The 23,725-nt window shown below is 59.7% G+C and carries 20 protein-coding genes; 15 read left to right on the top strand and 5 right to left on the bottom strand.

What is annotated here, in order from left to right; all coding sequences use genetic code 11:
- Positions 1-66: 66 nt before the first annotated feature.
- Positions 67-381: a Rieske (2Fe-2S) protein gene (locus MRS74_RS19190; RefSeq protein ID WP_254581890.1), complete on the top strand. Its 315-nt coding sequence runs from the start codon at positions 67-69 to the stop codon at positions 379-381.
- Positions 382-405: 24 nt separating this feature from the next.
- Here the strand turns inward: MRS74_RS19190 and sfsA are convergent, their stop codons facing one another.
- Positions 406-1,110, bottom strand: coding sequence for a DNA/RNA nuclease SfsA (sfsA, locus tag MRS74_RS19185; RefSeq protein ID WP_254581889.1), 705 nt, complete (start codon positions 1,108-1,110; stop codon positions 406-408).
- Positions 1,110-2,273, bottom strand: coding sequence for a pyridoxal phosphate-dependent aminotransferase (locus tag MRS74_RS19180; protein ID WP_254581888.1), 1,164 nt, complete (start codon positions 2,271-2,273; stop codon positions 1,110-1,112). Before MRS74_RS19180 ends, sfsA begins: the two co-directional genes overlap by 1 nt.
- 224 nt (positions 2,274-2,497) lie before the next feature.
- On the opposite strand from MRS74_RS19180, the gene dksA reads away from it, so the two are divergent.
- From dksA to MRS74_RS19125, 11 genes are all read left to right on the top strand, one after another.
- Positions 2,498-2,926: an RNA polymerase-binding protein DksA gene (dksA, locus tag MRS74_RS19175; protein WP_254581887.1), complete on the top strand. Its 429-nt coding sequence runs from the start codon at positions 2,498-2,500 to the stop codon at positions 2,924-2,926.
- Between the two features lie 53 nt (positions 2,927-2,979).
- Positions 2,980-3,900 (top strand): tRNA glutamyl-Q(34) synthetase GluQRS, encoded by a 921-nt coding sequence (gluQRS, locus tag MRS74_RS19170; RefSeq protein ID WP_254581886.1) that lies wholly within the window; start codon positions 2,980-2,982, stop codon positions 3,898-3,900.
- A complete protein-coding gene (locus MRS74_RS19165; RefSeq protein ID WP_254581885.1) occupies positions 3,873-4,049 on the top strand; it encodes a hypothetical protein in 177 nt (58 codons plus the stop codon). The genes gluQRS and MRS74_RS19165 overlap by 28 nt, the downstream gene beginning before the upstream one ends.
- Positions 4,042-6,957 (top strand): ATP-binding protein, encoded by a 2,916-nt coding sequence (locus MRS74_RS19160; protein WP_254581884.1) that lies wholly within the window; start codon positions 4,042-4,044, stop codon positions 6,955-6,957. Before MRS74_RS19165 ends, MRS74_RS19160 begins: the two co-directional genes overlap by 8 nt.
- A 41-nt stretch (positions 6,958-6,998) precedes the next feature.
- Complete coding sequence (locus tag MRS74_RS19155) at positions 6,999-8,387, top strand: sigma-54-dependent transcriptional regulator (protein ID WP_254581883.1); 1,389 nt, start codon at positions 6,999-7,001, stop codon at positions 8,385-8,387.
- Positions 8,388-9,652: 1,265 nt separating this feature from the next.
- A complete protein-coding gene (gene pcnB, locus MRS74_RS19150; protein WP_254581882.1) occupies positions 9,653-11,095 on the top strand; it encodes a polynucleotide adenylyltransferase PcnB in 1,443 nt (480 codons plus the stop codon).
- The gene (gene folK / locus MRS74_RS19145; RefSeq protein WP_254581881.1) at positions 11,088-11,579 is read left to right on the top strand and encodes a 2-amino-4-hydroxy-6-hydroxymethyldihydropteridine diphosphokinase; all 492 of its coding nucleotides are present in this window, start codon (positions 11,088-11,090) and stop codon (positions 11,577-11,579) included. Before pcnB ends, folK begins: the two co-directional genes overlap by 8 nt.
- A 39-nt stretch (positions 11,580-11,618) precedes the next feature.
- Positions 11,619-12,413: a 3-methyl-2-oxobutanoate hydroxymethyltransferase gene (gene panB, locus MRS74_RS19140; protein WP_254581880.1), complete on the top strand. Its 795-nt coding sequence runs from the start codon at positions 11,619-11,621 to the stop codon at positions 12,411-12,413.
- A 1-nt stretch (position 12,414) separates the two neighbouring features.
- Positions 12,415-13,263 carry a pantoate--beta-alanine ligase gene (panC, locus tag MRS74_RS19135; RefSeq protein ID WP_254581879.1) on the top strand — a complete coding sequence of 283 codons (849 nt, stop codon included), beginning with the start codon at positions 12,415-12,417 and terminating at the stop codon, positions 13,261-13,263.
- 438 nt (positions 13,264-13,701) lie between these two features.
- On the top strand, positions 13,702-14,883 hold the full coding sequence (locus tag MRS74_RS19130; RefSeq protein WP_254581878.1) for an acetyl-CoA C-acetyltransferase: 1,182 nt from the start codon (positions 13,702-13,704) through the stop codon (positions 14,881-14,883).
- Positions 14,884-15,355: 472 nt separating this feature from the next.
- A complete protein-coding gene (locus tag MRS74_RS19125) occupies positions 15,356-17,551 on the top strand; it encodes a DUF6351 family protein (RefSeq protein ID WP_254581877.1) in 2,196 nt (731 codons plus the stop codon).
- Positions 17,552-17,570: 19 nt separating this feature from the next.
- Here the strand turns inward: MRS74_RS19125 and MRS74_RS19120 are convergent, their stop codons facing one another.
- On the bottom strand, positions 17,571-18,407 hold the full coding sequence (locus MRS74_RS19120) for a 6-carboxytetrahydropterin synthase (protein WP_254581876.1): 837 nt from the start codon (positions 18,405-18,407) through the stop codon (positions 17,571-17,573).
- A gap of 143 nt (positions 18,408-18,550) precedes the next feature.
- Between MRS74_RS19120 and MRS74_RS19115 the strand changes: the two genes are divergently transcribed.
- Genes MRS74_RS19115 through MRS74_RS19105 form a run of 3 tightly spaced genes read left to right on the top strand, consistent with a single transcriptional unit; the run spans position 18,551 to position 20,997 of the window.
- Positions 18,551-19,249: a pseudouridine synthase gene (locus tag MRS74_RS19115; protein WP_254581875.1), complete on the top strand. Its 699-nt coding sequence runs from the start codon at positions 18,551-18,553 to the stop codon at positions 19,247-19,249.
- Positions 19,246-20,295 (top strand): class I SAM-dependent methyltransferase, encoded by a 1,050-nt coding sequence (locus MRS74_RS19110; RefSeq protein ID WP_254581874.1) that lies wholly within the window; start codon positions 19,246-19,248, stop codon positions 20,293-20,295. Before MRS74_RS19115 ends, MRS74_RS19110 begins: the two co-directional genes overlap by 4 nt.
- Positions 20,296-20,304: 9 nt before the next feature.
- A complete protein-coding gene (locus MRS74_RS19105; protein WP_254581873.1) occupies positions 20,305-20,997 on the top strand; it encodes a YciC family protein in 693 nt (230 codons plus the stop codon).
- Positions 20,998-21,061: 64 nt separating this feature from the next.
- Here the strand turns inward: MRS74_RS19105 and pnp are convergent, their stop codons facing one another.
- Both pnp and rpsO read right to left on the bottom strand, forming a co-directional pair.
- Positions 21,062-23,167 carry a polyribonucleotide nucleotidyltransferase gene (gene pnp, locus MRS74_RS19100; RefSeq protein ID WP_254581872.1) on the bottom strand — a complete coding sequence of 702 codons (2,106 nt, stop codon included), beginning with the start codon at positions 23,165-23,167 and terminating at the stop codon, positions 21,062-21,064.
- 251 nt (positions 23,168-23,418) lie between these two features.
- The gene (rpsO, locus tag MRS74_RS19095) at positions 23,419-23,688 is read right to left on the bottom strand and encodes a 30S ribosomal protein S15 (protein ID WP_254581871.1); all 270 of its coding nucleotides are present in this window, start codon (positions 23,686-23,688) and stop codon (positions 23,419-23,421) included.
- Positions 23,689-23,725: the final 37 nt, after the last annotated feature.

Below are 23,725 nucleotides of genomic sequence, written 5' to 3'. Positions count from 1 at the left end.
CCGACTGCCCCGCTGTGGGTGAAGAGACCTCAAGTCTGCGTTATCCCCGTTCATTTTGGATTTGATATGACTGTCCTTTGCAACACCAGCGAGATTCCGGCCCAGAGTGCCCGCGGTTTTACCCTGGACGGCCGCGCACTGGTCGCCGTACACCATAACGGCGGCTTCTTCGTCTACGAGAATCGCTGCCCCCACCGGGGTGTCGAGCTCGAATGGCAGCCCGACCAGTTTTTCGACTTTGAAGGCAACTTTATCCAGTGTGCCACCCACGGCGCCCTGTTCAAGATCGACACCGGCGAATGTATCGCCGGCCCCTGCAATGGCCAGGCGCTCACCCAGGTGGCATTCAGCGAAATCGACGGTCAGATCATACTGAGCTGACGCCCTATAAACCCCGGCCTTAGCTTAGAGCACTATCTCAAGCCGGCGACTCAGCACCAGTTCCTCGGGTGTCGGCGTCGCACCCCAGGCCAGCAATTCCACGCCCTTGTCCTGTGCCTCACGCAACAGCCGCCCATAGGCCGGGTCTATGGCATCGGCAGGCCGTACCCGCTCGATGCCGCCGTGGGGCACACAGAAGAGCAATACCGCCCGCAGACCCTGGCGGGCCAGCAGCATCAGCTCACGCAGATGCTTTTGCCCGCGCAGCGTCACCGCATCGGGAAAGCTGCCCCAGCCGTCCGCTTCGAGCAGGGTCACGTTCTTGACCTCAATCCAGGCATCGGCCGCGCTGCCCTCACTGAGCACCAGATCAATGCGGCTGCGCTCTTCGCCGTAGGGCACCTCCTGGCGAATGCTGCGATAGCCTGCCAGCTCTGCAATCCGTCCCTGCTCTATGGCTTCGCGTACCAGCGCATTGGCGCGCCCGGTATTGATCGAGGCCAGATGACGCCCGTCAACCTCCACCAGCTCCCAGCCAAGCGGATATTTGCGCTTCGGATTGCCGGAGTCCAGCAGCCAGACCCGGCTGCCAGGCTCGGCACAGTTACGCATGGAACCGGTGTTGGGACAGTGCACCGTGACGCAGCGCCCATCCGGCAGCTCGACGTCGGCCAGAAAGCGCTTGTAACGCCGCAGCAGACGCCCTTCTATCAGGTTGCTCAGCTGCATCAGCGGGCCAGCCGCCGACGCAGACGCTCCAGCCCGAGTTCAATGCGTTCAAGGCTGGTGGTATAGGAAAAGCGGATAAATTCATTGGCCCGGTGCTGACCGAAATCCAGCCCCGGCGTCACAGCCAGATACTCGGATTCCAGCAGGTCCCAGCAAAACTCGAACGCATTGTCGGTCAGCTGACTCACATCGGCGTACACATAGAAAGCCCCCTCGGGCGCCACCGGCACACCCAGACCCAGCTCGCGCAGGCCGCTGACCAGACGATCACGCCGGGCGCCAAATTCATGCCGGCGGGCCTCCAGAATAGCCCGGGTTTCGGGCGTGAAGGCCGCCAGTGCAGCATACTGCGATACCGTCGGGGGCGATATGTAGAGGTTTTGCGCCAGCTTCTCCAGCTCCGGCACCGCCTGCTCCGGCGCAACGATCCAGCCGAGTCGCCAACCGGTCATGCCGAAGTATTTCGAGAAGCTGTTAATCACGAACGCATCCGGCTCCACCTGCAAGATGGTCGGCGCATCGAAACCATAGGTCAGACCCTGGTACAGCTCATCCACCACCAGATGACCAGCCTGCAGTCGCACCGCCTCGGCCAGTGCCGCCAGCTCGGAGGCATTCAGCACGGAGCCCGTCGGATTGGCCGGCGATGCCAGCAGTACGCCGGCGGTAGCACTGTGCCAATGCTCCCTGACCTGCGCAGGCGTCAGCTGGAAGTTGCATTCGGCATCCACCGGAATCAACTGAGCACGGGCCTCGATCAGGCGCAGAAACTGCCGGTTACAGGGGTAACCTGGGTCACTCATCATGAATGTCTGGCCAGGATTCGCCAGCAGCGCAAACACCATCAGCAGAGCACCCGAGGCTCCTGCGGTCACAATAATCCGCCTCGGCGCGATCTCCAGGCCGTAGCGCTGCTGATAAAAGCCGGCTATGGCCTCACGCAGCTCAGGAATACCCGTCGCGGGCGTGTACTGGGTATGGCCCTGCGCAATCGCCGCCCGGGCCGCCTCGGCGATAGGTGCGGCGGTCGGGAAGTCAGGTTCCCCTACCTCCATATGCACCACATCATGCCCCAGGGCTTCCAGCTCGCGGGCCCGCTTCAGCAAATCCATCACCTTGAAGGACTCGATATCACCCACCCGATCACTCCAGCGCGCTGCCATCGGCGTCCGCTCCTCGGCCTAAAAGCACGGGATTATACCGCCCTGAGCGCCCTGTGGGGCTAGCGCGACTGCACTGGCGAATTTGGTTATAAAGGCTAGCCTATTGAAAAGGGTTCTGGTAACTTCGTCGCCTTCCAGTGCCGGCGCTTGCACGGCTTTAGGCAGAAGGGATAACCGAACCGGACTGATGCAGTTCGGAGGACTCGGAGACGTGAGGCAAGACTATGCCAACTAATGATTCTCAGTTTACGCACTTTAAGCCCTACGATCTCGGTACGGGCGAAGACTATATGTGCGATGCTCATCGCGAGCATTTTCGACAGATTCTGAATGCCTGGAAACGGCAGCTGATGGAGGAAGTCGACAGCACTATCCATCATCTGCAGGAAGAAGCATCCAACTTTGCCGATCCCAGCGACCGCGCCAGCCAGGAAGAGGAATTCAGCCTCGAACTGCGTACCCGTGACCGCGAGCGCAAGCTGATCCGCAAGATTGACGAAGCCGTCGAACGCATTGACGATGATGAATACGGCTTCTGCGATGCCTGCGGTATCGAAATCGGTATCCGTCGCCTTGAGGCACGTCCCACCGCAACGCTTTGCATCGACTGCAAAACGCTGGCAGAAATCAAGGAAAGGCAGCTCGGCGGCTGACCCCTCCTGAACCGGCCGCTGCGGCGGCCGGAAACGGCGTAGGACCCTGACCCTTGCGCTATATCGGACGTTTCGCTCCATCCCCCACAGGCCCACTTCACTTCGGCTCACTGCTGGCAGCCCTTGCCAGTTATGCAGATGCCCGTGCCCATCAGGGCCTGTGGCATGTCCGTATCGAAGACCTGGACCCTCCCCGCGAACAACCTGGCGCCAGCGCCCTGATTCTATCGACCCTGGAAGCCTTCGGTTTCGACTGGGACGGCGATGTGCTGTACCAAAGTCAGCGCAGCGCACACTATCGCCACGCCATTGCTCAGCTGGAACAGAACCAGCAGGCCTATCGCTGTGGCTGCTCGCGCAAACAGATTTTCAGCCGCACCGGCACCAGCCGTTACGATGGCCACTGTCTTTCCCAGCGCCCGCCCGCGGCCATGACCTGCGCCATGCGCACGCGCTGTAAAGCCGGTGGTATTGAAGTGCCGGATGCTGTTCAGGGCTTGCACCTTTACAACCTGACTGAGGACCACGGCGACTTCGTGATCCGGCGCCGTGATGGGCTTTTTGCCTACCAGCTGGCGGTAGTTGTGGATGACGCCGCCCAGGCCATCACCCACGTGGTTCGCGGCAGCGATCTGCTCGATGAAACGCCCTGCCAGATTCAGCTGCAACGCTATCTGGGCTATACCCGACCGGCCTACGCCCATATTCCAGTGGCAACGACTGCCAGCGGCCAGAAACTCAGCAAGCAAAGCCATGCCCCGGCACTGGATGTCGCCAACCCTGTTCCGGCGCTGATCGCCGCACTTGAGTTTCTCGGCCAGCACCCGGCCACTGCGCTACGTGATGCCACTACCGCCGAACTGTTGCGATGGGCGGTGGAACACTGGAATATGAATGCCATCCCCAAAACCCGCGGATTGCCGTGGTCCGCAGGCGAAGGAGACCTATGTATCTGCACCGCACCGCCCTGTTAACGATTATCGGCTTTTACCTGGCCGGCCCGCTGCTGCTCGACTGGTGGCTGCAGGCCGACTCCCACTGGTACAGGCCCTTTATTATCTGGCTGGTGCTGATCGCCCTGAGCTGGCTCATAGACATGCGACGGGGTCATCAGGATGTTTAGCATTCACGCTCTGTTCATTGCCGGCGTCAGTTACCTTTTGCTGCTGTTTGGCGCCGCCTACCTGACCGAGCAGGGAAAACTGCCTCGGCGCCTCGTGCGCCACCCACTGGTACACGCGCTCTCGCTGGGCATCTATGCCAGTGTCTGGACCTACTATGGCATCTTCGGCATTGTGCAGGATGCCGGCATCACCTACCTGACCTCCTACCTGGGCGCGACCCTGGCCTTTGTATTGGCACCGGCCATCATGGTGCCGATACTGCGTATTGCCCGCACCCACCAGCTCAGCTCGCTGGCCGACCTGTTTTCGTTTCGCTTTCGCAGCGGGCCGGTCGGCACCCTTACGTCCTTGCTGGTTGTCGCCGCCACCCTGCCGCTGATTGCGATCCAGATTCAGGCGGTGGCCGATTCACTCTACCTGCTTAACAATGATGCCCCGCGCGACCTTATCGCCGCGACCTTTTGCGCCGTTATGGCGCTGTTCGCAATCCTGTTCGGCGCCCGCCATGCCTCTCTGCGCAACCGCAATAACGGCCTGGTGGTCGCCATGGCGGTGGAGTCCCTGGTCAAGCTCGTGGCACTGCTGACCATTGCCGGTTACGCCCTGTTTAGCATTTTCGGCGGCCCCAGCGGGCTGGAGCAGTGGCTGGCTGAAAATCCCGCCGCGCTGCAGCGCATTCAGCACATCCCGGAGAGCGAGAACTGGAACACTCTGCTACTGGCGTTTTTCGCCACCACCATCGTCATGCCGCACATGTTCCATTTGGCGTTCACCGAGAACTCCTCCGCCCTGAGCCTGCAAAAAGCCTCCTGGCTGATGCCGCTGTACCTGTTCCTGATGGCGTTAACGGTGCCCATTATTGTCTGGGCCGGCATCAAGCTTGAGGCCACCAACGTCACTGAGTACCTGGTACTCAATATCGGCGTGATGCTGGACTCTCGCACCCTGACTCTGCTGGCCTTTCTCGGCGGCCTGTCGGCGGCCAGCGGCGTCATTATCGTCGCTACGGTGTCCATGGCCTCCATGCTGCAGAACCACCTGCTGCTCCCCATCACCCGGGTACCGGACAATGTGCGTTTCTACAACTGGCTGCTGTGGCTGCGGCGCATCCTCATCCTGGTGCTGATGAGCGCCAGCTACCTGTTTTACACCCAGCTGGCGCGGCCAGAAACCCTCTACCTGCTCGGCCTGATCGCCTTTATTTCCTTTCTGCAGTTCCTGCCTGGCCTGCTTGCGACCCTGTTCTGGGCCGGCATCAACCGCTGGGGCTTTGTGCTGGGGCTCTGTGCCGGCACCGGTTGCTGGCTGCTGACCATGCTGCTGCCGATGATGCTGGATCAGAATATCAGTGTGCTGGACTTCGACATCAATACCGATGACTGGCACCAGTCGGCGGTATTTTCCCTGCTGCTCAACTGCGTTGTACTGGTGGTGGCGTCGCGCCTGTTCCCCACCGGCGAAGAAGAGCGCAAGGCCGCCGATGCCTGCATGCTGAATGTCATGCAGCAGCCCATGGGTATTCGCCTCAACGCCACCCGGGTGGAAGATTTCGAGGCTCTGCTGCGCCCGCGCTTTGGCGTCGAAACGGCACAGCGCGAACTGCAAAGCGCCATTGCCCAGCTGGGCATCAACTATGAAGTCCTGTCGCCGTTGGACCTGCTGCGCCTGCGCACTCAGCTGGAGCAGCACCTGTCGGGGCTGGTCGGGCCGGTAGAAGCGGCCACTATTCTGGAGCCGCTGGATCGGCAGGATCCGATCGAGGGTTTCAGGGCCCGCGATGTGCATTTGCTGGAATCGCAGCTCGAGCAATACCATCAGCGCCTGGGGGGCCTTGCAGCCGAACTCGACGAGCTGCGGCGTTACCACCGTCTCACGCTGCAAAAACTGCCCGTGGGCGTCTGTACTCTGGACAGCGATGGTCGCATCCTGTTCTGGAACGCGGAAATCGAACACTACACAGGCCTGTCCGTCGACGATGTCCTGACCTGGCGCCCCGCCTCGCTGCCGGCCCCCTGGGGTGAGCTCTTCACCCGTTTTACCGAAGGGGATCAGTCACACCTGGAAAGCCAGAAGCTGGTCGTGCGGGGGCAGCCGCGCTGGTTCAGTTTGCACAAGGCTCAGCTCAATGAGCAAAAAGCCCACGCAGGCATGGTCATACTGCTGGAAGACGAGTCCGACACCCTGATGCTGGCCGACAAGCTGGCACACAACGAGCGCCTGGCCTCCATCGGGCGCTTCGCCGCAGGTGTGGCCCACGAGATCGGCAACCCGGTTACCGGTATCGCCTGCCTGGCACAGAACCTGAAATTCGAGACCGAGAATCCGTTGGTGCTCGAGTCCGGCGAGCAAATCCTGGATCAGACCAAGCGTATCAGCCGCATAGTGCAGTCGCTGGTCCGGTTTGCCCATACAGGCCGCCAGGATCACAGCACGCAGCACGACCCTGTCGATATCCATGCCTGTATCGCCGAAGCCATCCAGCTGGTCTCCCTCGACACCCGTGGCCGGCACCAGCGCTATCAGAACGACGTGCCTCAGACGCTGCAGGTGGTCGGGGACTTGCAGCAACTGCTGCAAATTTTCGTTAACCTGCTTAACAATGCCTGCGACGCGTCGCCGGAGCAGGGTCTGATCAGTATCAGTGCCGAGCGGGAAGACGAAAAGGTCATCATCCGCATGCTTGACGAAGGCAGCGGCATCCCGGCCGAATTGCAGGACCGACTGTTTGAACCGTTTTTCACCACCAAGGACCCCGGCAAGGGAACCGGACTGGGTTTACCCTTGGTCTACAATATTATCGAAGAACACTATGGTAATATTGAGATACTCAGCCCTGCCAACAAGAAACAGAATAAAGGCACTCTAGTGGTCATCACCTTACCTGGACTTCCGCCGTCCGAGCTTTGACGCGCGCCATGTCCTGCATGTAGGAACCAAGGTCGAACCGAATGAGCCGTATTCTGATTGTTGAAGATGAAACCATAATCCGTACAGCCCTGCGCCGCCTGCTTGAACGTCACGACTACCAGGTCGATGATGCAGGCTCCGTTGACGAAGCCACCAGCCGCTTCAAACTGCAGGATTACAACGTAATTATCAGTGACCTGCGCCTGCCTGGCGCTCCGGGCACCGAGCTGATCCCGCTGGCCAAACAGGTGCCTGTACTGATCATGACCAGCTATGCCAGCCTGCGCTCCGCCGTAGACGCCATGAAGCTGGGCGCGGTCGATTACATCGCCAAGCCGTTTGATCATGACGAGATGCTGCGCACCGTCGAGAATGTGCTGAACCGCAAGGTCGCGGCCACCGACGCCAGCCCCGAAGCACCCGCCACAGGCAGCAAGAGCGAACTGCTGGGTTCCTGCCCACCCATGCAGGAGCTGCTGAGCCGTATCGACAAGGTCGCCCGCACCGATGCTACTGTGCTGGTGCTGGGCGAATCCGGCACCGGCAAGGAACTGGTGGCCCGCGCCATTCACGAGCAAAGCGATAGATCCAAGGCGCCGCTGATCTCGGTGAACTGCGCCTCCATCCCCGACACCCTTATCGAATCCGAGCTGTTCGGCCACGAAAAAGGCGCCTTCACCGGCGCCAACAGTGCACGTAGCGGCCTGATTGAAGCGGCCAATGGCGGCACCCTGTTCCTTGACGAAATCGGCGAACTGCCGCTCGAAGCACAGGCCCGCCTGCTGCGTTTCCTGCAGGAAAGTGAAATCCGGCGCGTCGGTGCCGTACACTCGACCCAGGTCAATGTGCGCCTTGTCGCGGCAACGCATCGCAACCTGAAGGAAATGGCCCGCAACGGCGACTTCCGCGAAGATCTGTATTACCGCCTCTATGTCATGGAGCTGCGCATGCCGCCGCTGCGTGATCGCGGCAATGACATCGTTACACTCGCCAACCGCTTCCTGCAACGGGCCTGTAGCAAGATGGGGCTAGAGCCAGCGCGATTCAGCGAAGGCACAATGGAGGCCATGACCCAGTATCACTGGCCCGGCAACGTGCGCGAACTGGAAAACGCCATCGAGCGGGCGCTGATTCTGGCAGACGACCTGCTGATCACCACCGAACTGCTCGGCCTCGACCTGGAACCCGCCTCGAAACTGCATCAGTTTGAACGCAGCTACGCCTACTCGTCGGGCGACACCGTCAACACCGGCAACCGGCGCGAGCCGCAAACCGGGCTGTCGCTGGACGACTACTTTCAGCGCTTCGTGCTGGAAAATCAGAACCGCATGAGCGAAACCGACCTGGCCAAGAAGCTTGGTGTCAGCCGCAAGTGCTTGTGGGAACGGCGTCAGAAGCTGGGCATACCCCGAAAAAGTCGCAGCAAGTAACGCACAAGTCGTCCTGTGGTAACAAGTGTTACCCCAGGAGTGTTACCTCCACACCCATGACCCCACACCAGACGTTCCCTGAGGTAACAAACCTTTGTTACCTCCAGACACGGGAAACGATGCAACAAATAAATTTATGATATAAAACAATATCTTATAAAAACTGGCACAAGCTCTGCATTCTATATAGCCATAGAAAAACAAGAATAAGAAAAAACAAGAAGAAAAATATTTACCGGCGACACCTCCAGAATAAAAATAACTGCGGAGGTTTCGTACGCGTAGCCCGCCTCTAACAAAAATAATAAATGAGGCCTGCGCTGATCACCGAACAATGCCATCCGGATCTTAGATCCTTGTACCTGAATAAAAATAACAACAGGTCATGATGTCACTGTCAGGTGGTCAGCCACCCATCTCCTAAGCCAGAAGCTCCTCCGAATACCCTCTGCTCACCTATACAAATCCTGTACAGCGCCTACCTGCCCTTTAGTAACTATTGCTCTATGCTCTGCCGCCGCCACCGCCGCTCACTACTTTCCACTGCTACCTATTATCACGGCTCCTGCCTGCGTAACCGCAACGGCTGATGCACTAGATCCGCCCCTCAGAACTCCGCCCCTATCCTGCTATATATAGCTGCCCTGGAATTTACACAGCATAGCCTGTCGCTCGACCCATCCCGTTGTCACGCCGTCGTCGTGCAAAGCAGCGGCACGCGCCTGGAAAAACGCTACCGTCCCACTGTTACTTTGCCGGGTTGTTACCCTGCTACCCACCAAAGTGCTACCCAAGCGTTCCAAAAGGTAACACTTTGACGTTACCCCACTCACGAAAACGACACAGATAAAGAAACAAATCGTTTAAAACCATTACGTTACAAAAACTGGCACAATGAATGCTCTATAACTGGCCAGAACAACAACACTGTTACCTGCCACACCCGACCAACAATAAAAATAAATTCGGTCAGGCTCCCAGGTAAACTACCTCGAATAAAAATAACAACGAGGTCTGTAGCTGACTGCCGTGCGTTGTCACGAAGGTCCCCAAACCCTAGATTCAGAATCGCATACGCCTGAATAAAAATAAGTTACAGGCTGCGTTCTAATCACGGTGGTCAGCTAAACCATCTCTTTCCCCGCCACGCCTCCGATCGATCAATCCCGCTAAGCATCACACCAAACGGCCACTCTTATACTGAGCCGGCAACAGTGATATGATGCGCCACTTCCACCGCCAGGGCGAACAAAAAACAAACACTTATGGATATGAGCCTGTTCATAGCCGCGGCTATTGCGGTTATCCTTATTGGCGCCACCCTGCTACTGCGTAGAAGATATATGGCACCCAAGCTGGATACTGATGAAAAGTCTGCCTCTGACGGCAGCGCGCTTGAAAGCGTCATCACCCGAGACATACATAACATCCCTCGCCAGCACCTCGATGAGAACGCGCTGAAAGTCGTGCATCGCCTCAACGATGACGGCCATGAAGCCTACCTCGTGGGTGGCTGCATACGCGATATTCTGCTGGGTCTGCGTCCCAAGGATTTTGATGTTGCCACGTCCGCCACGCCTGAGCAGGCCGAGGAGCTGTTTCGCCGCTCACGTCTGATCGGTCGTCGCTTCAAGCTGGTGCATGTGCGCTTTGGCCGCGAAGTGATCGAGGTTGCGACCTTCCGTGCCGGACATGACACTGAAGACCGCAACGAAGATGGCGAAGACGGTCGTCAGGCCGCCAGCGGCCTGATACTGCGCGATAACGTCTACGGCACACTGCGTGAAGATGCACTGCGTCGCGACTTCACCATCAACGCGCTCTATTACTCGGCCCAGGACCACAGCGTCCACGACTTCGCCGGTGGTTACCGCGATATCGGTCACAAGGTCATACGCATGATCGGCGATCCGGCCTCGCGCTACCGTGAAGATCCGGTGCGCATGCTGCGTGCGGTACGCTTTGCTGCCAAACTGAATTTCGATATCGAACCCGCCACCGCAGCACCCATCCACCAGCTGGCTCCGCTGCTGCGCGCTATCCCCGCGGCCCGCATGTTTGATGAAGTGCTCAAGCTGCTGCAATCGGGCCATGGTGTTGCCGCCTACAGGCAGATGCAGACCTACGGCCTGTTCGAGCAGCTGTTCCCGCAGGTTCAGGATGCCATTGACCGTGGCCCCGCTGCCGGCATGCCGGTGGAAGAACTGATTATCAAGGCGCTGCGCAATACCGACCGTCGACTGGAACAGGGCAAGAGCGTCACACCCGCCTTCCTGTTTGCCGCACTGCTCTGGTACCCCATGCAGCTGCGCCTTAACAGCCTGATGAAGGAAGGTCGTATGCCGCCGTTGCCGGCGCTGCATGAAGCCGCCAATGAAGTTATCGCGGCTCAGATTCGCCATATTGCGATACCGCGTCGCTTCTCCACCCCGCTGCGCGAAATCTGGGAGCTGCAGTTGCGACTGCCCAAGCGCCAGGGCGGCCGGGCCGAGCGCCTGATGGAACATCCACGCTTCAGGGCGGCCTATGATCTGCTGCTGCTGCGCGAATCCAGCGGTGAGGACCTCGGCGGTCTGAGCCAGTGGTGGACCGACTACCAGGGCGCCAATGGCGATGATCGCGAGACGCTGCAGGAAGACCTCGCCCCCAGCGCCGCAAAACCCCGCAAACGCCGGCGCAAGCCTCGCAGCCGTCCTCACGATGCCTGAAGCCGTGCGCTGTTTTATTGGCCTTGGCAGCAATCTGGACAGCCCGCAGCAACATGTTGCCCGTGCGCTGGAAGAACTCAGAACCCTGCCCGACACACGGCTGCTGACCCATTCAAGCCTGTATCGTTCGGCCCCCATGGGGCCACAGGATCAGCCGGATTACATCAACGCTGTCGCACTGCTCGAGTCGACACTGGATGCTCACCACCTGCTGGATGAACTCCAGGCACTGGAGCAGCTGCATAGGCGCGTGCGGCTGGAGCACTGGGGGCCACGCACGCTCGACCTTGACCTGCTGCTCTATGGCCAACAGCAGATCCAGAGCGAGCGACTGTCGGTACCGCATCCAGGTCTGCCCGAACGTAACTTTGTGCTTTGGCCACTGAGTGAAATAGCCCCTGATCTGCAACTGCCCGGCGGACGCCCGCTGGCAGCACTGTTATCTGAATGCCCTATAGGCACACTGGAACGGATCTCGTTATAATCCGGAACCGTTGAAGTCAAACGAAAAGCCGAGTTCCCTATGAACAACGTCACTCTGCATACCCTGTCTGCCCTCAAGCAGGATGGAAAGAAGTTCGCGGCTCTGACCGCGTACGATGCCTGTTTCGCACAGCTGGTCAGTAGCGCCGGTATCGAGGTCATTCTGGTGGGTGACTCTCTGGGCATGGTGCTTCAGGGTCACGACAGCACCCTGCCTGTGACTGTCGACGAGATGGCCTACCACACGCGCTGCGTCGCCAGTGGCAACCAGGGCGCCATGCTGATGAGCGACCTGCCGTTCATGAGCTATGCCACCCCGGAACAGGCCATGCTCAACGCCGGCCTTCTGATGCAGGCCGGCGCCCATATTATCAAGATTGAAGGTGGAGCCTGGCTGGCTGCGAGCATCAGTCTGCTGGCTGATCGCGGTGTACCCGTCTGCGCCCATCTGGGCCTGACACCCCAGGCGGTCAACCGTCTGGGCGGTTACCGTGTGCAGGGCCGCGACGAAACCAGCGCCCGGCAGATGCTCGATGACGCCATCCTGCTGGAGCAGGCCGGCGCCAGCATGCTGCTGCTCGAGTGTGTACCCTCCCTGCTGGCCGGCGAGATATCCCGCGCCGTCAGCATTCCGGTTATCGGCATAGGCGCAGGTGCGCAGACCGATGCCCAGGTACTGGTTCTGCACGACATGCTGGGTATTACCCCCGGCCGCAAGCCGCGCTTTGTGAAAGACTTCATGAGCGATGCCGACAGCATTGCCGGCGCCCTGCGGAGCTATGGCGACCAGGTTCGCGCTGGCACCTTCCCCGCCGACGAGCATGGATTCGTGTGATATGCAGACTATTCATTCTATTCAGGCGCTGCGCGAGCAGCTGAACGCTGCCCGCCGCGCCGGCAAGACTATAGGCCTGGTTCCCACCATGGGCAACCTGCACGCCGGCCATATCGAGCTGGTCAATCAGGCTCGCCTGCATGCCGACATCACCGTTGCAACCATCTTTGTCAATCCACTGCAATTCGGGCCCAACGAAGACCTGGACAGCTACCCCCGCACACTGGAAGCCGATCAGGCCAAGCTTGCCGCCGCCGGCTGCGACTATCTGTTCGCTCCCAGCGAGGCCGAGATATACCCCAATGGTCGCGAGAATCAGACCATTGTGGAAGTCACAGATCTATCCGAGATGCATTGCGGCAGCACCCGGCCAGGACACTTTCGCGGTGTTACCACTGTGGTCAGCAAGCTGTTCGGCATAGTGCAGCCGGATTCCGCCTTCTTTGGCTGCAAGGATTATCAGCAGTTGCTGATTATCCGCCGTATGGTGGCCGACCTGTGCATGCCCATCGACATTCACGGCGTAGATATAGTGCGCAACAACGAAGCGCTGGCCCTGAGCTCACGCAACGGTTACCTCAGCCCGGCCGAACTGGCGGTGGCGCCGACCCTGAACCGGGTGCTGCGTGAAACCGCACAGGCCATTCAGGCGGGCCAGAGGGACTACACTCAGCTGGCCGCCCAGGCATTGCAAAAACTGGAAGAAGTTGGCTTCAAGGGCGACTTCATGCGCATTGTGCGTCGCAGCGATCTGCAGCCGGCCAACGCAACCGACACTCAGCTGGTCATACTCAGCGCCGCCTATCTGGGCGCCGCGCGCCTGATCGACAATCTCGAACTCGACCTCTGATCCCCCGATGGCCGCCGGCATGCCGGCAGCCATCAGCCCCCCCTCTATTCCCGTCCGGCGGCACAGTACGCGGCCTGCATGCAGGCTGTACGCTTGACAAACAGAGAACAGCTCGCGCAGACTGGGCCGGTCCCATTCCTTAAAAAATGAAATATAAAAATGGGCATGGACCCGCAGGTGGCGGTCACGGCAGCAACTCGTCCTTGTCGCCGGGCTCAAATTATATTTCGCCACTGCAATAATGGGGTCAAATTTCCCCGTTATCATGGTCCGCAGGAGTCTGCCTGATTTAGCCTGAGCACATGACCACCAGCCGGTTTGAAGCAAGCCCGCAGAGCGCTTGCCAACAGCAGTACTGCGGCCCGGTAGCGCTCAGCCATATTGCAGGCAGCCCCCAGCACCACAATGAAGAAGCTACCAACAATAGAGGCACACCTAATGCGCGACGTCGTAATTGTAGCTGCTGGCCGTACGGCTATTGGCACCTTCAATGGATCCCTGGCTGCCATCTCTGCGGCCGACCTCGGGGCCACCGTCATCAAGTCCCTGCTGGAACAAACTCAAATTAACCCCGCCCTGGTTGACGAAGTCATCCTCGGCCAGGTACTGGCTGCCGGCTGCGGTCAGAACCCTGCACGCCAGGCCGCCCTCAACGGTGGTCTGCCGAACGAAGTACCGGCCATGACCATCAACAAGGTCTGCGGCTCCGGCCTCAAGGCGCTGCAACTGGCCACCCAGGCCATACGCTGCGGCGATGCCGACATCATTATTGCCGGCGGTCAGGAAAACATGAGCGCCTCCCCCCATGTGCTGCCCAACTCCCGCAACGGCGTCCGCATGGGCGACTGGAGCCTGGTCGACACCATGATCAAGGACGGCCTCTGGGACGCCTTCAACAACTACCACATGGGTATCACCACCGAGAACATCGTTGATAAATACGGCTTCACCCGTGAAGAGCAGGATGCCTTTGCCGCAGCCTCTCAGAACAAGGCCGAAGCTGCTGTGACCTCAGGTCGCTTCAAGGATGAGATCATTCCGGTCAGCATCCCGCAGCGCAAGGGTGACCCAGTCGTATTCGACACCGATGAGCAGCCGCGCTTTGGTGCAACCGCTGAAGCGCTGGGCAAGCTGCGTCCTGCCTTCAAGCGTGACGGTACCGTAACCGCGGGCAACAGCTCCACCCTCAACGATGGTGCTGCCGCCGTGATCCTGTGCTCGGCCGAAAAAGCCGCGGAGCTGGGGCTCAAGCCGCTGGCCCGTATCAAGGCCTACGCCTCTGCCGGCGTTGATCCTGCCATCATGGGTACAGGCCCGATCTGCGCCACTACCAAGGCGCTGGAAAAGGCCGGCTGGAGCATCGGCGACCTGGAACTGGTTGAAGCCAACGAAGCCTTCGCCGCCCAGGCCATGTCCGTCAACAAGGAGCTTGGCTGGGATACCAGCATCGTTAACGTCAATGGCGGCGCCATTGCCATGGGCCACCCGATCGGCGCCTCCGGTTGCCGCGTTCTGGTCAGCCTGGTGCATGAAATGATCAAGCGTGACGCCAAGAAAGGCCTGGCCACACTGTGCATCGGTGGCGGCATGGGTACTGCACTGGCAATCGAACGCGACTAAACGCAACTCGGCCTGGCCGCCTCCAGCGGCCCGGTCTTGCACGCAGTAAAACAACCGGGGGCATCAGCCCCCGGTTTTTATGTACAGGATGTACGACAAACAACCGCTCCTGCGTTTTCTGCATTCCCGCCATCCATGGCGGTCGTGCGCCAGGGATGCAGGACATAGGGCGACGCAGGATGCCTAAGCCGAGGAGCGGCAATCTAAGGCCTGCCGCTGACTTTCCTGTTCCCTCTCCTGCCCTGTACCTCCTGCGCTGTGTTATTTCCCGCAGTGCTGTTCGCAATCAACTTCATGCCCGCCCTGACCGGTGCGTCTAAACTGCATCTATCGGATGGCCGCGCCTGATCCCGGGGGCCTGTTGCTGTCCTGCCGATCAGCACAACTTTACGTAACCTCGATGTCATCGCCTGGACGACATCGGATATGGCTGTCGTAACGTTCGAGCCCGACTCAGTCTGGAGGAGAGGGTATGAAATTCGTCAAAATCATGGCTCTACTACTGACCCCGCTCCTGGTATTGACGATCTGGTTCTGGAACCAGCTGCCAGACTGGCTGCCCGGCAACAGTCGCTACAAGGACATGCCCACCGTCGTTGGCATGGCACCCCAGCCCCATCAGGCACTGCCCAGCTACAGCGGCCCCCATCCGCGGGAATGGAAACGCCCACCGGATCCCTTCCCGTATCCTATCCGGCCTGGAGAGGTTGGCCCGCACACACCGGTCTATGCCGGCCCACTGCAGTATCCCTTCGCCTGCGACGGGGAGAGTTCCGGCCTGGGCCAGCCACTGGTGGATAATCAGGACGGTTATGGCATCGAGGTCTTTGCCCTCGACGACCAGGGCAGAAAAACCCGGCAGCGACTGGGCTACAGCAAGGACTGCCTGCACCCCACCCGTGTTAGCTACTACTACAACCGTGCCGGTACCGACAAATTCTACCCGCTCGAACAGGCCAGCGGCGATATCACCCGTATCCGCATCAAGGGTCAGGACATCGACTTTGTCGTGCGCAGCGAAGTGGGCACCATCAACCGCTTTATCTACAACATCACCACCCTGCGTGGGCCCAACGATAGCCCCGAGGCGCCGGACATGCAGTACTGGAACCAACAGCTCATCTATCAATTCCGTGGTGGCGTGGGCATTGGCTATCGTCAGGGCCGGCTGCGGGATACCGACCTGCCGGAGCGGCGCATCGACCAGCTACGCGAGGGTTATGCCCTCGCCTATTCCAGCGGCAACCAGACCTCCAACCACTACAATATATGGCTGGCCGAAGAAACCGCCTCGCGGGTCAAGCGCCAGTTCAGCGCGCTCTACGGTACACCGGAATTTACCCTGGGCATTGGCGGCTCGGGTGGCGCCATTCAGCAATACCTGATCGGCCAGAACGGTACCGGTCTGCTGGACGCCGGCATCGCGCTCTATGCCTATCCGGACATGCTCACCCAGACGATCTATGCGTTTGACTGTGAACTGCTGGAATACTACTTCGACCAAACCGCGCGCAAGACCTGGAGCTGGCCGGCGCGACGCAAGGTGGCGGGCCTGAACAGCCGCAATGGCGTGCATGACAACCGTACCTGGCTGTATGAGCTGGCCATGATAATCCGTGGTCGGGCACCGCACTGGCCACTGGGGGCCAGCGAATGCAGCCTGGCCTGGCGCGGCCTGACACCCCTGGTCAACAATCCACGCTTTATTCACTTCGCGCCCCGCTTCAGCCCCGCCGTCAGCAGCCAGGTGCACTGGTCCTATTGGGAGGAGCTGCGCCATATCTTCGGCGCCGATGAAAACGGCTATGCGCGCCAGACCTGGGACAATATCGGCGTGCAATATGGCTTGCAGGCTCTGCGGGACGGCCAGCTCAGCGTCGATACCTTTGTACACCTGAACGCCAACATAGGTGGCTGGAAACCCGCGGCACAGATGCGACAGGAGCGTTTCTGGCACCTGAACGGTGACGACGACCTGTTCGCGCTCAGTCCCTGGAGTGATCACAACATGCAGCTGTCACCGGATGCCGGCTTTACCCCGGCAGCGCGCAGCCAGGGCGATGCCGCTGCCATTCAGGCTGCGGTCCAGGCCGGGCTGGTGTTTACCGGCGAGCTGTCCATTCCGGTGATTGATCTGCGCCACTACCTGGAACCTGCTCTGGACATGCACCACAGCAGCGCGGCCTTCAGTACCCGGATGCGCCTGCAGCAGCGCGGTTATGCCGACAATCAGCTGATCTGGATCACAGCCAGGCCCCATAATCCCGTGCCCCAGGCGCTGAATACACTGCTGCAGTGGCTGCACGAAGGTAAGCGCCCACAAACCGCACAGGACAGCTGTTTCGCGGCCGACGGCACGCTCCTCGCTGCAGGGGAGCATGTATGGGATGGCAACTGGAACAACAGGCCACCGGGTGCCTGCATGCGGCAGTACCCGATCTATGGTACGCCGCGCTCGGTGGCGGGCGAGGATCTGCGGGGGGATCTGTTCAAATGCAGCCTCATCAGTATCGATGAAGCCTTAGAGCGGGGGACCTATGCCCCCATCGATATGCAACCGCAGCGGGCCAGACTGCAGCGTATCTTCCCCGACGGCGTCTGCGATTACAGCGTGCCTGGGCTCGGCCAACGGCTGCAAAATGAGCCGCAGGTCGATATTGGTGGATAGCAGCCTGTGGAACAGGCAGCTAGGCCGTGGCGATAGCGCCCTTGCCTACGCCTTCAAACGCCCGCACCAGCACGTCTGAGTCGGGATACTCCTGCTTGATGGCAACGGCGAGATGCTGGGCAATCTGCTCAACCGTGGTCTCGGTGTCGATCAGATAGCAGTACTGCGCCGGCAACTTGAGCTCGAATTCGCCCTGGGGGGCGTCATAGCGATAGTGGTGCATGCCATCCGCCTCGCCGATCAGGTGTGAACGGGTGCCTATATAGATATCGCGCAAGCGCTCGCCCCAAATTGCCTCCAGCGCTTCTTCACGCTGATCGTTCAGATGAATCTCGATCTTCGAGCGGTGACCGTGGGCGATACGCTGGCAGTTGCCATCGTGCTGATGCAGGCCGTGGCTGTAATGATAAAAGGCACCGTCTATGCGCTCCGGCACAAAGGCCAGCTCCAGCCCCTGTACCTCATCGGGAAACAGCGCCAGCAGCTGCTCCTTGCACCAGGCCGCCAGGGTATGGGGATTGATATCCGGCTCGCCGATGAGGGTAATGGCCTGCTCCGGCGAGCGGCAGTAAAAGTGCCGGCCATCGGGATAGAGCCAGTCAATGCGGGTTTCGCCATCCTGCTGAACATGCTGCAAACGGGGCAGCCCGGTGGCGACCAGCAACGCATGGTCGATATGCTTGTCCATCCAGGCCTTGACGGCCTTCTTGACGATACCAAAATCGCAGATCATGCCCTGATCGTTAAGCCGGCCGTCCAGAACCAGCTGTACCAGCCAGGACTCACCCAGCAAGCCGCGCTGCGGATGAAGGTAGGAAAAATCGACGTTGGTAAGGTTATCGACAAACAGTTTCACATGAGTTCCATACGAGGTCTTTGGCAGGGCGCCATTTTAGCCCAAGCGGCGGCGCATTTCATGTTTTGTACACAATTTCGGGCCGACAAAATAGCCCGGGGCTCAGGTATACTAGCCGCATTTACACGGCACTCAGGGCAGCTATGAGACTGGACAAGTATCTATCCCAGGCAACCGGGATTTCACGCAAGGAAATACACCGCATCATGCACCGCGGTGATGTCAGCCTCAACGGCAATGAAACGCTGAATCCCGCCCAGCACATTGAGCCGGGAGTCGATAGCGTCTGCCTGAATGGCGAGCCCATAGGTGCCCCTGGGCCGCGCTATCTGATGCTGTACAAGCCCGAAGGCTATGTCAGCGCCAGCGATGACCCCAGCCACCCCACCATCAACAGCCTGGTGGATATTCCCCGCAACGACGAGCTGCACTGCTGTGGCCGGCTCGACATCGATGCCACCGGGCTGATTCTGCTGACCGACGACGGCAAATGGTCGCACCGTATTACATCGCCGCGTCACAAGCTGCCCAAGCGCTACCGTGTGGAAACCGCCGATCCTATTGATGCCAGTGCGGTGCAAGCCTTCCTTGATGGCCTCAAGCTGCACGGCGAACACCGGCTGACCAAGCCCGCCGAGCTGGAAATACTCAGTGCGCATGAAGCCCTCGTCTATCTGACAGAAGGCCGTTATCACCAGGTCAAGCGCATGTTTGCGGCACTGGGCAACAGGGTTACCGCACTGCACCGCGAACAGATAGGCCCCATCAGCCTGGACCCGGAACTGAGCCCCGGCGAATACCGCGAGCTCACGGCCGCAGAGATCGCCAGTATCAAGCCATGAACGATCCAGCCTTCAACCTGCTGCTGCCCTTCGTACAGGACGCGCCTGCGGACAGCCTCTGGCTCGCCGACGAGAACCTGCTCGGCAGCCAGATGGCGCCACGCAGTAACATCCGCATGATCGGCAACCGCCTTGATCTGGTGGAATCCGCCTGTGCCCGCGGCTGGCAGGCCGACTGGTCCGATTTTGACCTGAGCAAGATTACCGATGGCTCCATCGCCCGCGTGCTCTATCGCATCTCCAAGGAAAAGGCGCTGGTGCACCACAACATCAACCAGGCGGTGCGCGTCCTCAAACCCGGCGGCCAGCTGATCCTCAGCGGCGACAAGGGCGAGGGTATCAAGGGCTATCTCGACCGCACCCAGGCACTCTTTGCCGGCCAGGGCGACACCGAAAAGGCCAGCGCCAACTGCTGGCGCGGCCTCTTTACCCGGCCCGAGCAGCCCGGCGCCCCTCTGGATGACAAGGATTACCAGCATCTGCGCCCGGCCTGCAGCGATGAGCACTTCAGCTACTGGAGCAAGCCCGGCGTCTTTGGCTGGGACAAGATCGATCGCGGCAGCGCCTTCCTGATACAGCAACTCGACCGCTTTCTCGCCGAGCTGCCTGCGCCCCCCACACGCATTCTTGACCTGGGCTGTGGCTACGGCTATCTGTCGGTACAGGCGTCGCGCCTGGGCGTACCTATTGTCGCCACCGACAACAATGCCGCCGCCATTGCCGCCTGCCGGCAAAACTTCGCGGCCCAGGGCATCGCCGGCGAGGTGATCCCGGCCAGCTGTGGCGCGGGTATCGAGGGTCCCTTCGAGCTGATTCTGTGCAACCCGCCCTTCCATGCCGGCTTTAGCGTGGAAGATGACCTGACCGAGCGCTTTCTGAGCGCGGCTGCACGCCTGCTCGGCCGGGGCGGCATCGCCGCCTTTGTGGTCAACCGACAAATCATGCTGGAACGCCGCGCCGCATCGCGTTTTCGGCGAATCCAGACCTTGGCCGAAAACGGCAGCTTCAAGCTGGTTCTGCTGGCCGAAGCCAAAACAGGAGCCTGATCCATCGCCATGACTTTTGAATATATACGCCAGAGCCTGTTCTTCTTTCGCCGTCACCTGGGCACCATTGCGCGCATTCAGCTGCCCTTTATCATCGGCCTGAATCTGCTCGGTCTGGTGCTGGAGGCCAGCGTCGAAGCCGACAGCAACCAGATGCACACCGGCACCGGCTTGCTGATGCTGCTTAACCTGACCCTGCTGCCGCTGTACTGGGGCGCCACCCTTCTGTTCCTGCAGTCGGCAGTGGACGACCGCCCGCTGAGCGCCTTCCAGGCCGTGGCGGTGAGCCTCAAATACTGGCGCCGGCTGCTGATTACCTACCTGCTGAGCGGCTTCGCCATTACTCTGGGGTTGATGCTGCTGGTCGTACCGGGCATCTATGTCGGCGTGCGACTGGTGTTTGCCGACTACATCTGCGTGCTGGAAGACAAGAAACCGGTGGCCTCGCTGCGCCAGAGCTGGGACGAGTCTGAAGCCTATTTCTGGCTGCTGCTCAAAGGCCTGCTGATCATCTTCGGCGGCCTCTTCCTGATTGAAGCACCCCTGTTGTACCTGGCGGAAGCCGCGGGCTTCAGCTCCCCGGCCGTCGAGGCGACACTCAGCGTCATCTTCGACCTACTGGGCACCCTGGTAACCATTTACGGCTTTCGCATCTATTCGCTGATGCGCAGCGAAAGCACCCCGGCCGCGCCGCCAAACTAAAGACAGCACAAACTGCAGACCAAAAAAAACCGCCTTTTCAGGCGGTTTTTTATTCAGCCGGTCATCAGGAAGCAGACTCGTCTGCAACCATGTCACGCATGGACAGCTTGATGCGACCACGCACGTCCACGTCCAGTACCTTGACCTTGACGATGTCGTCCATGTTCACATAGTCGGTGACCTTCTCAACGCGCTTGTCAGCGATCTGAGAGATGTGCACCAGACCATCCTTGCCCGGCAGGATGTTGATGAAGGCACCGAAGTCTTCGATGCGCACAACCTTGCCTTCGTAGATCTTGCCGACTTCAGCTTCTGCCGTAATCGCCTGGACACGCTCGATCGCGGCTTTGGCAGCAATCTTGTTGTCGGCGTAGATACGTACGGTACCGTTGTCGTCGATATCGATCATGGCGCCGGTTTCTTCGGTCAGCGCACGAATGGTCGCACCGCCCTTGCCGATCAGATCACGGATTTTCTCCGGGTTGATCTTCAGCTGCGTCATGGCAGGTGCGTTGTCCGGCAGTTCCGGACGGGCATAGCCGATGACCTTCGCCATTTCGCCGAGGATGTGCTTGCGTGCTTCGCAGGCCTGCTCCAGAGCGATTTCCATGATCTCTTCGTTGATACCGGTGATCTTGATATCCATCTGCAGCGCGGTAACGCCTGCTTCGGTACCGGCAACCTTGAAGTCCATGTCGCCGAGGTGATCTTCGTCACCCAGGATGTCGGTCAGAACGGCAAAGCGATCGCCTTCCTTGACCAGACCCATGGCGATACCGGCGACCGGTGCTTTCAGCGGCACGCCCGCGTCCATCATGGACAGCGAAGCACCACAGACAGACGCCATGGAGCTGGAACCGTTGGATTCGGTGATCTCGGACACGATACGGATGGTGTACGGGAACTCGTCCTGGGTCGGCAGTACGGCAGCAACACCGCGACGCGCCAGACGGCCGTGACCGATTTCGCGACGCCCGGCACCCATCATGCGGCCCGCTTCACCCACGGAGTACGGAGGGAAGTTGTAGTGCAGCATGAACGGGTCTTTGCGTTCGCCTTCGATGGCATCGATCATCTGCTGATCGCGGCTGGTACCCAGAGTACAGGTGACCATGGCCTGAGTTTCACCACGGGTGAACAGGGAAGAACCGTGTGCGCCCTGCAGGGTGTTGATCTGAACGTCGATGGCACGCACGGTCTTGTTGTCGCGGCCGTCGATACGCGGCTGACTTTCAATGATGCGGTGACGAACGATTTCTTTTTCCAGCGAGCTGAAGATACCACCGATAGCGCGGGCATTCGGCTGGCCTTCTTCGGAACCGGTCAGGGCTTCAACAGCCTGGCTGCGCAGTTCGCCCAGGACGTTCTGACGCTGAACCTTGTCGGCAACCTGATAGGCGGCGGCGATGCCTTCACCCACCAGACCACGCACCTGAGCGATCAGGGCTTCGTCTTTCTGCGGTGCCTGCCAATCCCACTTCGGCTTGCCGGCTTCGGCAACCAGATCGTTGATGGCGGCAATGGCAACCTGCATTTCCTGATGGGCGAACAGAACCGCGCCCAGCATTTCGTCTTCAGACAGTTCCTGCGCCTGGGACTCAACCATCAGTACCGCGTCGCTGGTACCGGCCACGACCATGTCCAGCTCGGACGTAGCCAGCTGTTCGTAGGTCGGGTTCAGGATGTAACCGGCCGCTTCAGTGAAGCCTACGCGCGCACCACCAATCGGGCCCTGGAACGGCAGACCGGAAATGGCCAGAGCCGCCGAGGTGCCGAGCATCGCAGCGATATCGGGATCATTGATCTTGTCGGCGGACATGACAGTACAGATAACCTGTACTTCATTCATGTAGCCCTTGGGGAACAGCGGACGGATCGGGCGGTCGATCAGACGCGAAGTCAGGGTTTCTTTCTCGGTCGGGCGGGCTTCACGCTTGAAGAAACCACCGGGGATACGGCCTACGGCGTAGTATTTTTCCTGGTAGTGCACGGACAGCGGGAAGAAGTCCTGGCCTTCGCGCTGGCTTTTGGCGCCAACAACGGTACACAGAACCTGTACGCCACCCATGGTAACCATTACGGCACCGGTCGCCTGACGGGCAATGCGGCCGGTTTCCAGCGTAACCTGCTGGCCACCGAATTCGAATGTCTTGGTCGTTACTTGAAACATAGATTACCTCATGTGTTCGAAGAATCGTCCCCTGTACCACACCGTCGCATTCAGTCCTTCATTGAAAGCCAGTACTCAGTTGCACTCTGCACCAAAGCGCAATTGAGTACGGGCGGGATGAATAGCGTGGAATGATGACAGGGCGTTTATCTCAGCCCAAACAGCAGGCTGTTTGAATCTTTACCCGGGAGCCTGTTTCATTCCCCGGATAAAACTAGGGCCATACATTGTATGGCCCCGGTAACATCAACTTAGCGGCGCAGACCCAGGCGCGCGATCAGCTTCAGGTAGCGATCAGCATCTTTCCTCTTCAGGTAATCCAGCAGCTTGCGACGCTGGTTTACCATGCGAATCAGACCACGACGGGAGTGGTGATCGTGCTTGTGCTCTTTGAAGTGATCCTGCAGACCCTGAATGTTGAAAGACAACAGGGCAACCTGAACTTCAGGAGAACCGGTATCGCCTTCACCGCGGGCGAAGTCTTTAACGATCTCTGCTTTTTTCTCTACAGCTAATGCCATTGTATCCAGCTCCAATATTAATATGCGTGCGGCTAGT

It is taken from the genome of Marinobacterium sedimentorum (assembly GCF_024267675.1).
Lineage (GTDB): Bacteria > Pseudomonadota > Gammaproteobacteria > Pseudomonadales > Balneatricaceae > Marinobacterium_A > Marinobacterium_A sedimentorum.
This window is presented reverse-complemented; position numbering and strand designations above follow the sequence as displayed.

Coding starts and splice junctions, on each gene's coding strand:
- rpsO (WP_254581871.1), bottom strand. CDS start 23,688: ATGGCATTAGCTGTAGAGAAAAAAGCAGAGATCGTTAAAGACTTCGCC.
- MRS74_RS19180 (WP_254581888.1), bottom strand. CDS start 2,273: ATGGCAGCGCGCTGGAGTGATCGGGTGGGTGATATCGAGTCCTTCAAG.
- folK (WP_254581881.1), top strand. CDS start 11,088: ATGCCTGAAGCCGTGCGCTGTTTTATTGGCCTTGGCAGCAATCTGGAC.
- MRS74_RS19115 (WP_254581875.1), top strand. CDS start 18,551: ATGAGACTGGACAAGTATCTATCCCAGGCAACCGGGATTTCACGCAAG.
- MRS74_RS19125 (WP_254581877.1), top strand. CDS start 15,356: ATGAAATTCGTCAAAATCATGGCTCTACTACTGACCCCGCTCCTGGTA.
- MRS74_RS19130 (WP_254581878.1), top strand. CDS start 13,702: ATGCGCGACGTCGTAATTGTAGCTGCTGGCCGTACGGCTATTGGCACC.
- MRS74_RS19160 (WP_254581884.1), top strand. CDS start 4,042: ATGTTTAGCATTCACGCTCTGTTCATTGCCGGCGTCAGTTACCTTTTG.
- dksA (WP_254581887.1), top strand. CDS start 2,498: ATGCCAACTAATGATTCTCAGTTTACGCACTTTAAGCCCTACGATCTC.
- pcnB (WP_254581882.1), top strand. CDS start 9,653: ATGGATATGAGCCTGTTCATAGCCGCGGCTATTGCGGTTATCCTTATT.
- MRS74_RS19155 (WP_254581883.1), top strand. CDS start 6,999: ATGAGCCGTATTCTGATTGTTGAAGATGAAACCATAATCCGTACAGCC.
- panC (WP_254581879.1), top strand. CDS start 12,415: ATGCAGACTATTCATTCTATTCAGGCGCTGCGCGAGCAGCTGAACGCT.
- pnp (WP_254581872.1), bottom strand. CDS start 23,167: ATGTTTCAAGTAACGACCAAGACATTCGAATTCGGTGGCCAGCAGGTT.
- MRS74_RS19165 (WP_254581885.1), top strand. CDS start 3,873: ATGTATCTGCACCGCACCGCCCTGTTAACGATTATCGGCTTTTACCTG.
- panB (WP_254581880.1), top strand. CDS start 11,619: ATGAACAACGTCACTCTGCATACCCTGTCTGCCCTCAAGCAGGATGGA.
- MRS74_RS19190 (WP_254581890.1), top strand. CDS start 67: ATGACTGTCCTTTGCAACACCAGCGAGATTCCGGCCCAGAGTGCCCGC.
- sfsA (WP_254581889.1), bottom strand. CDS start 1,110: ATGCAGCTGAGCAACCTGATAGAAGGGCGTCTGCTGCGGCGTTACAAG.
- MRS74_RS19105 (WP_254581873.1), top strand. CDS start 20,305: ATGACTTTTGAATATATACGCCAGAGCCTGTTCTTCTTTCGCCGTCAC.
- MRS74_RS19110 (WP_254581874.1), top strand. CDS start 19,246: ATGAACGATCCAGCCTTCAACCTGCTGCTGCCCTTCGTACAGGACGCG.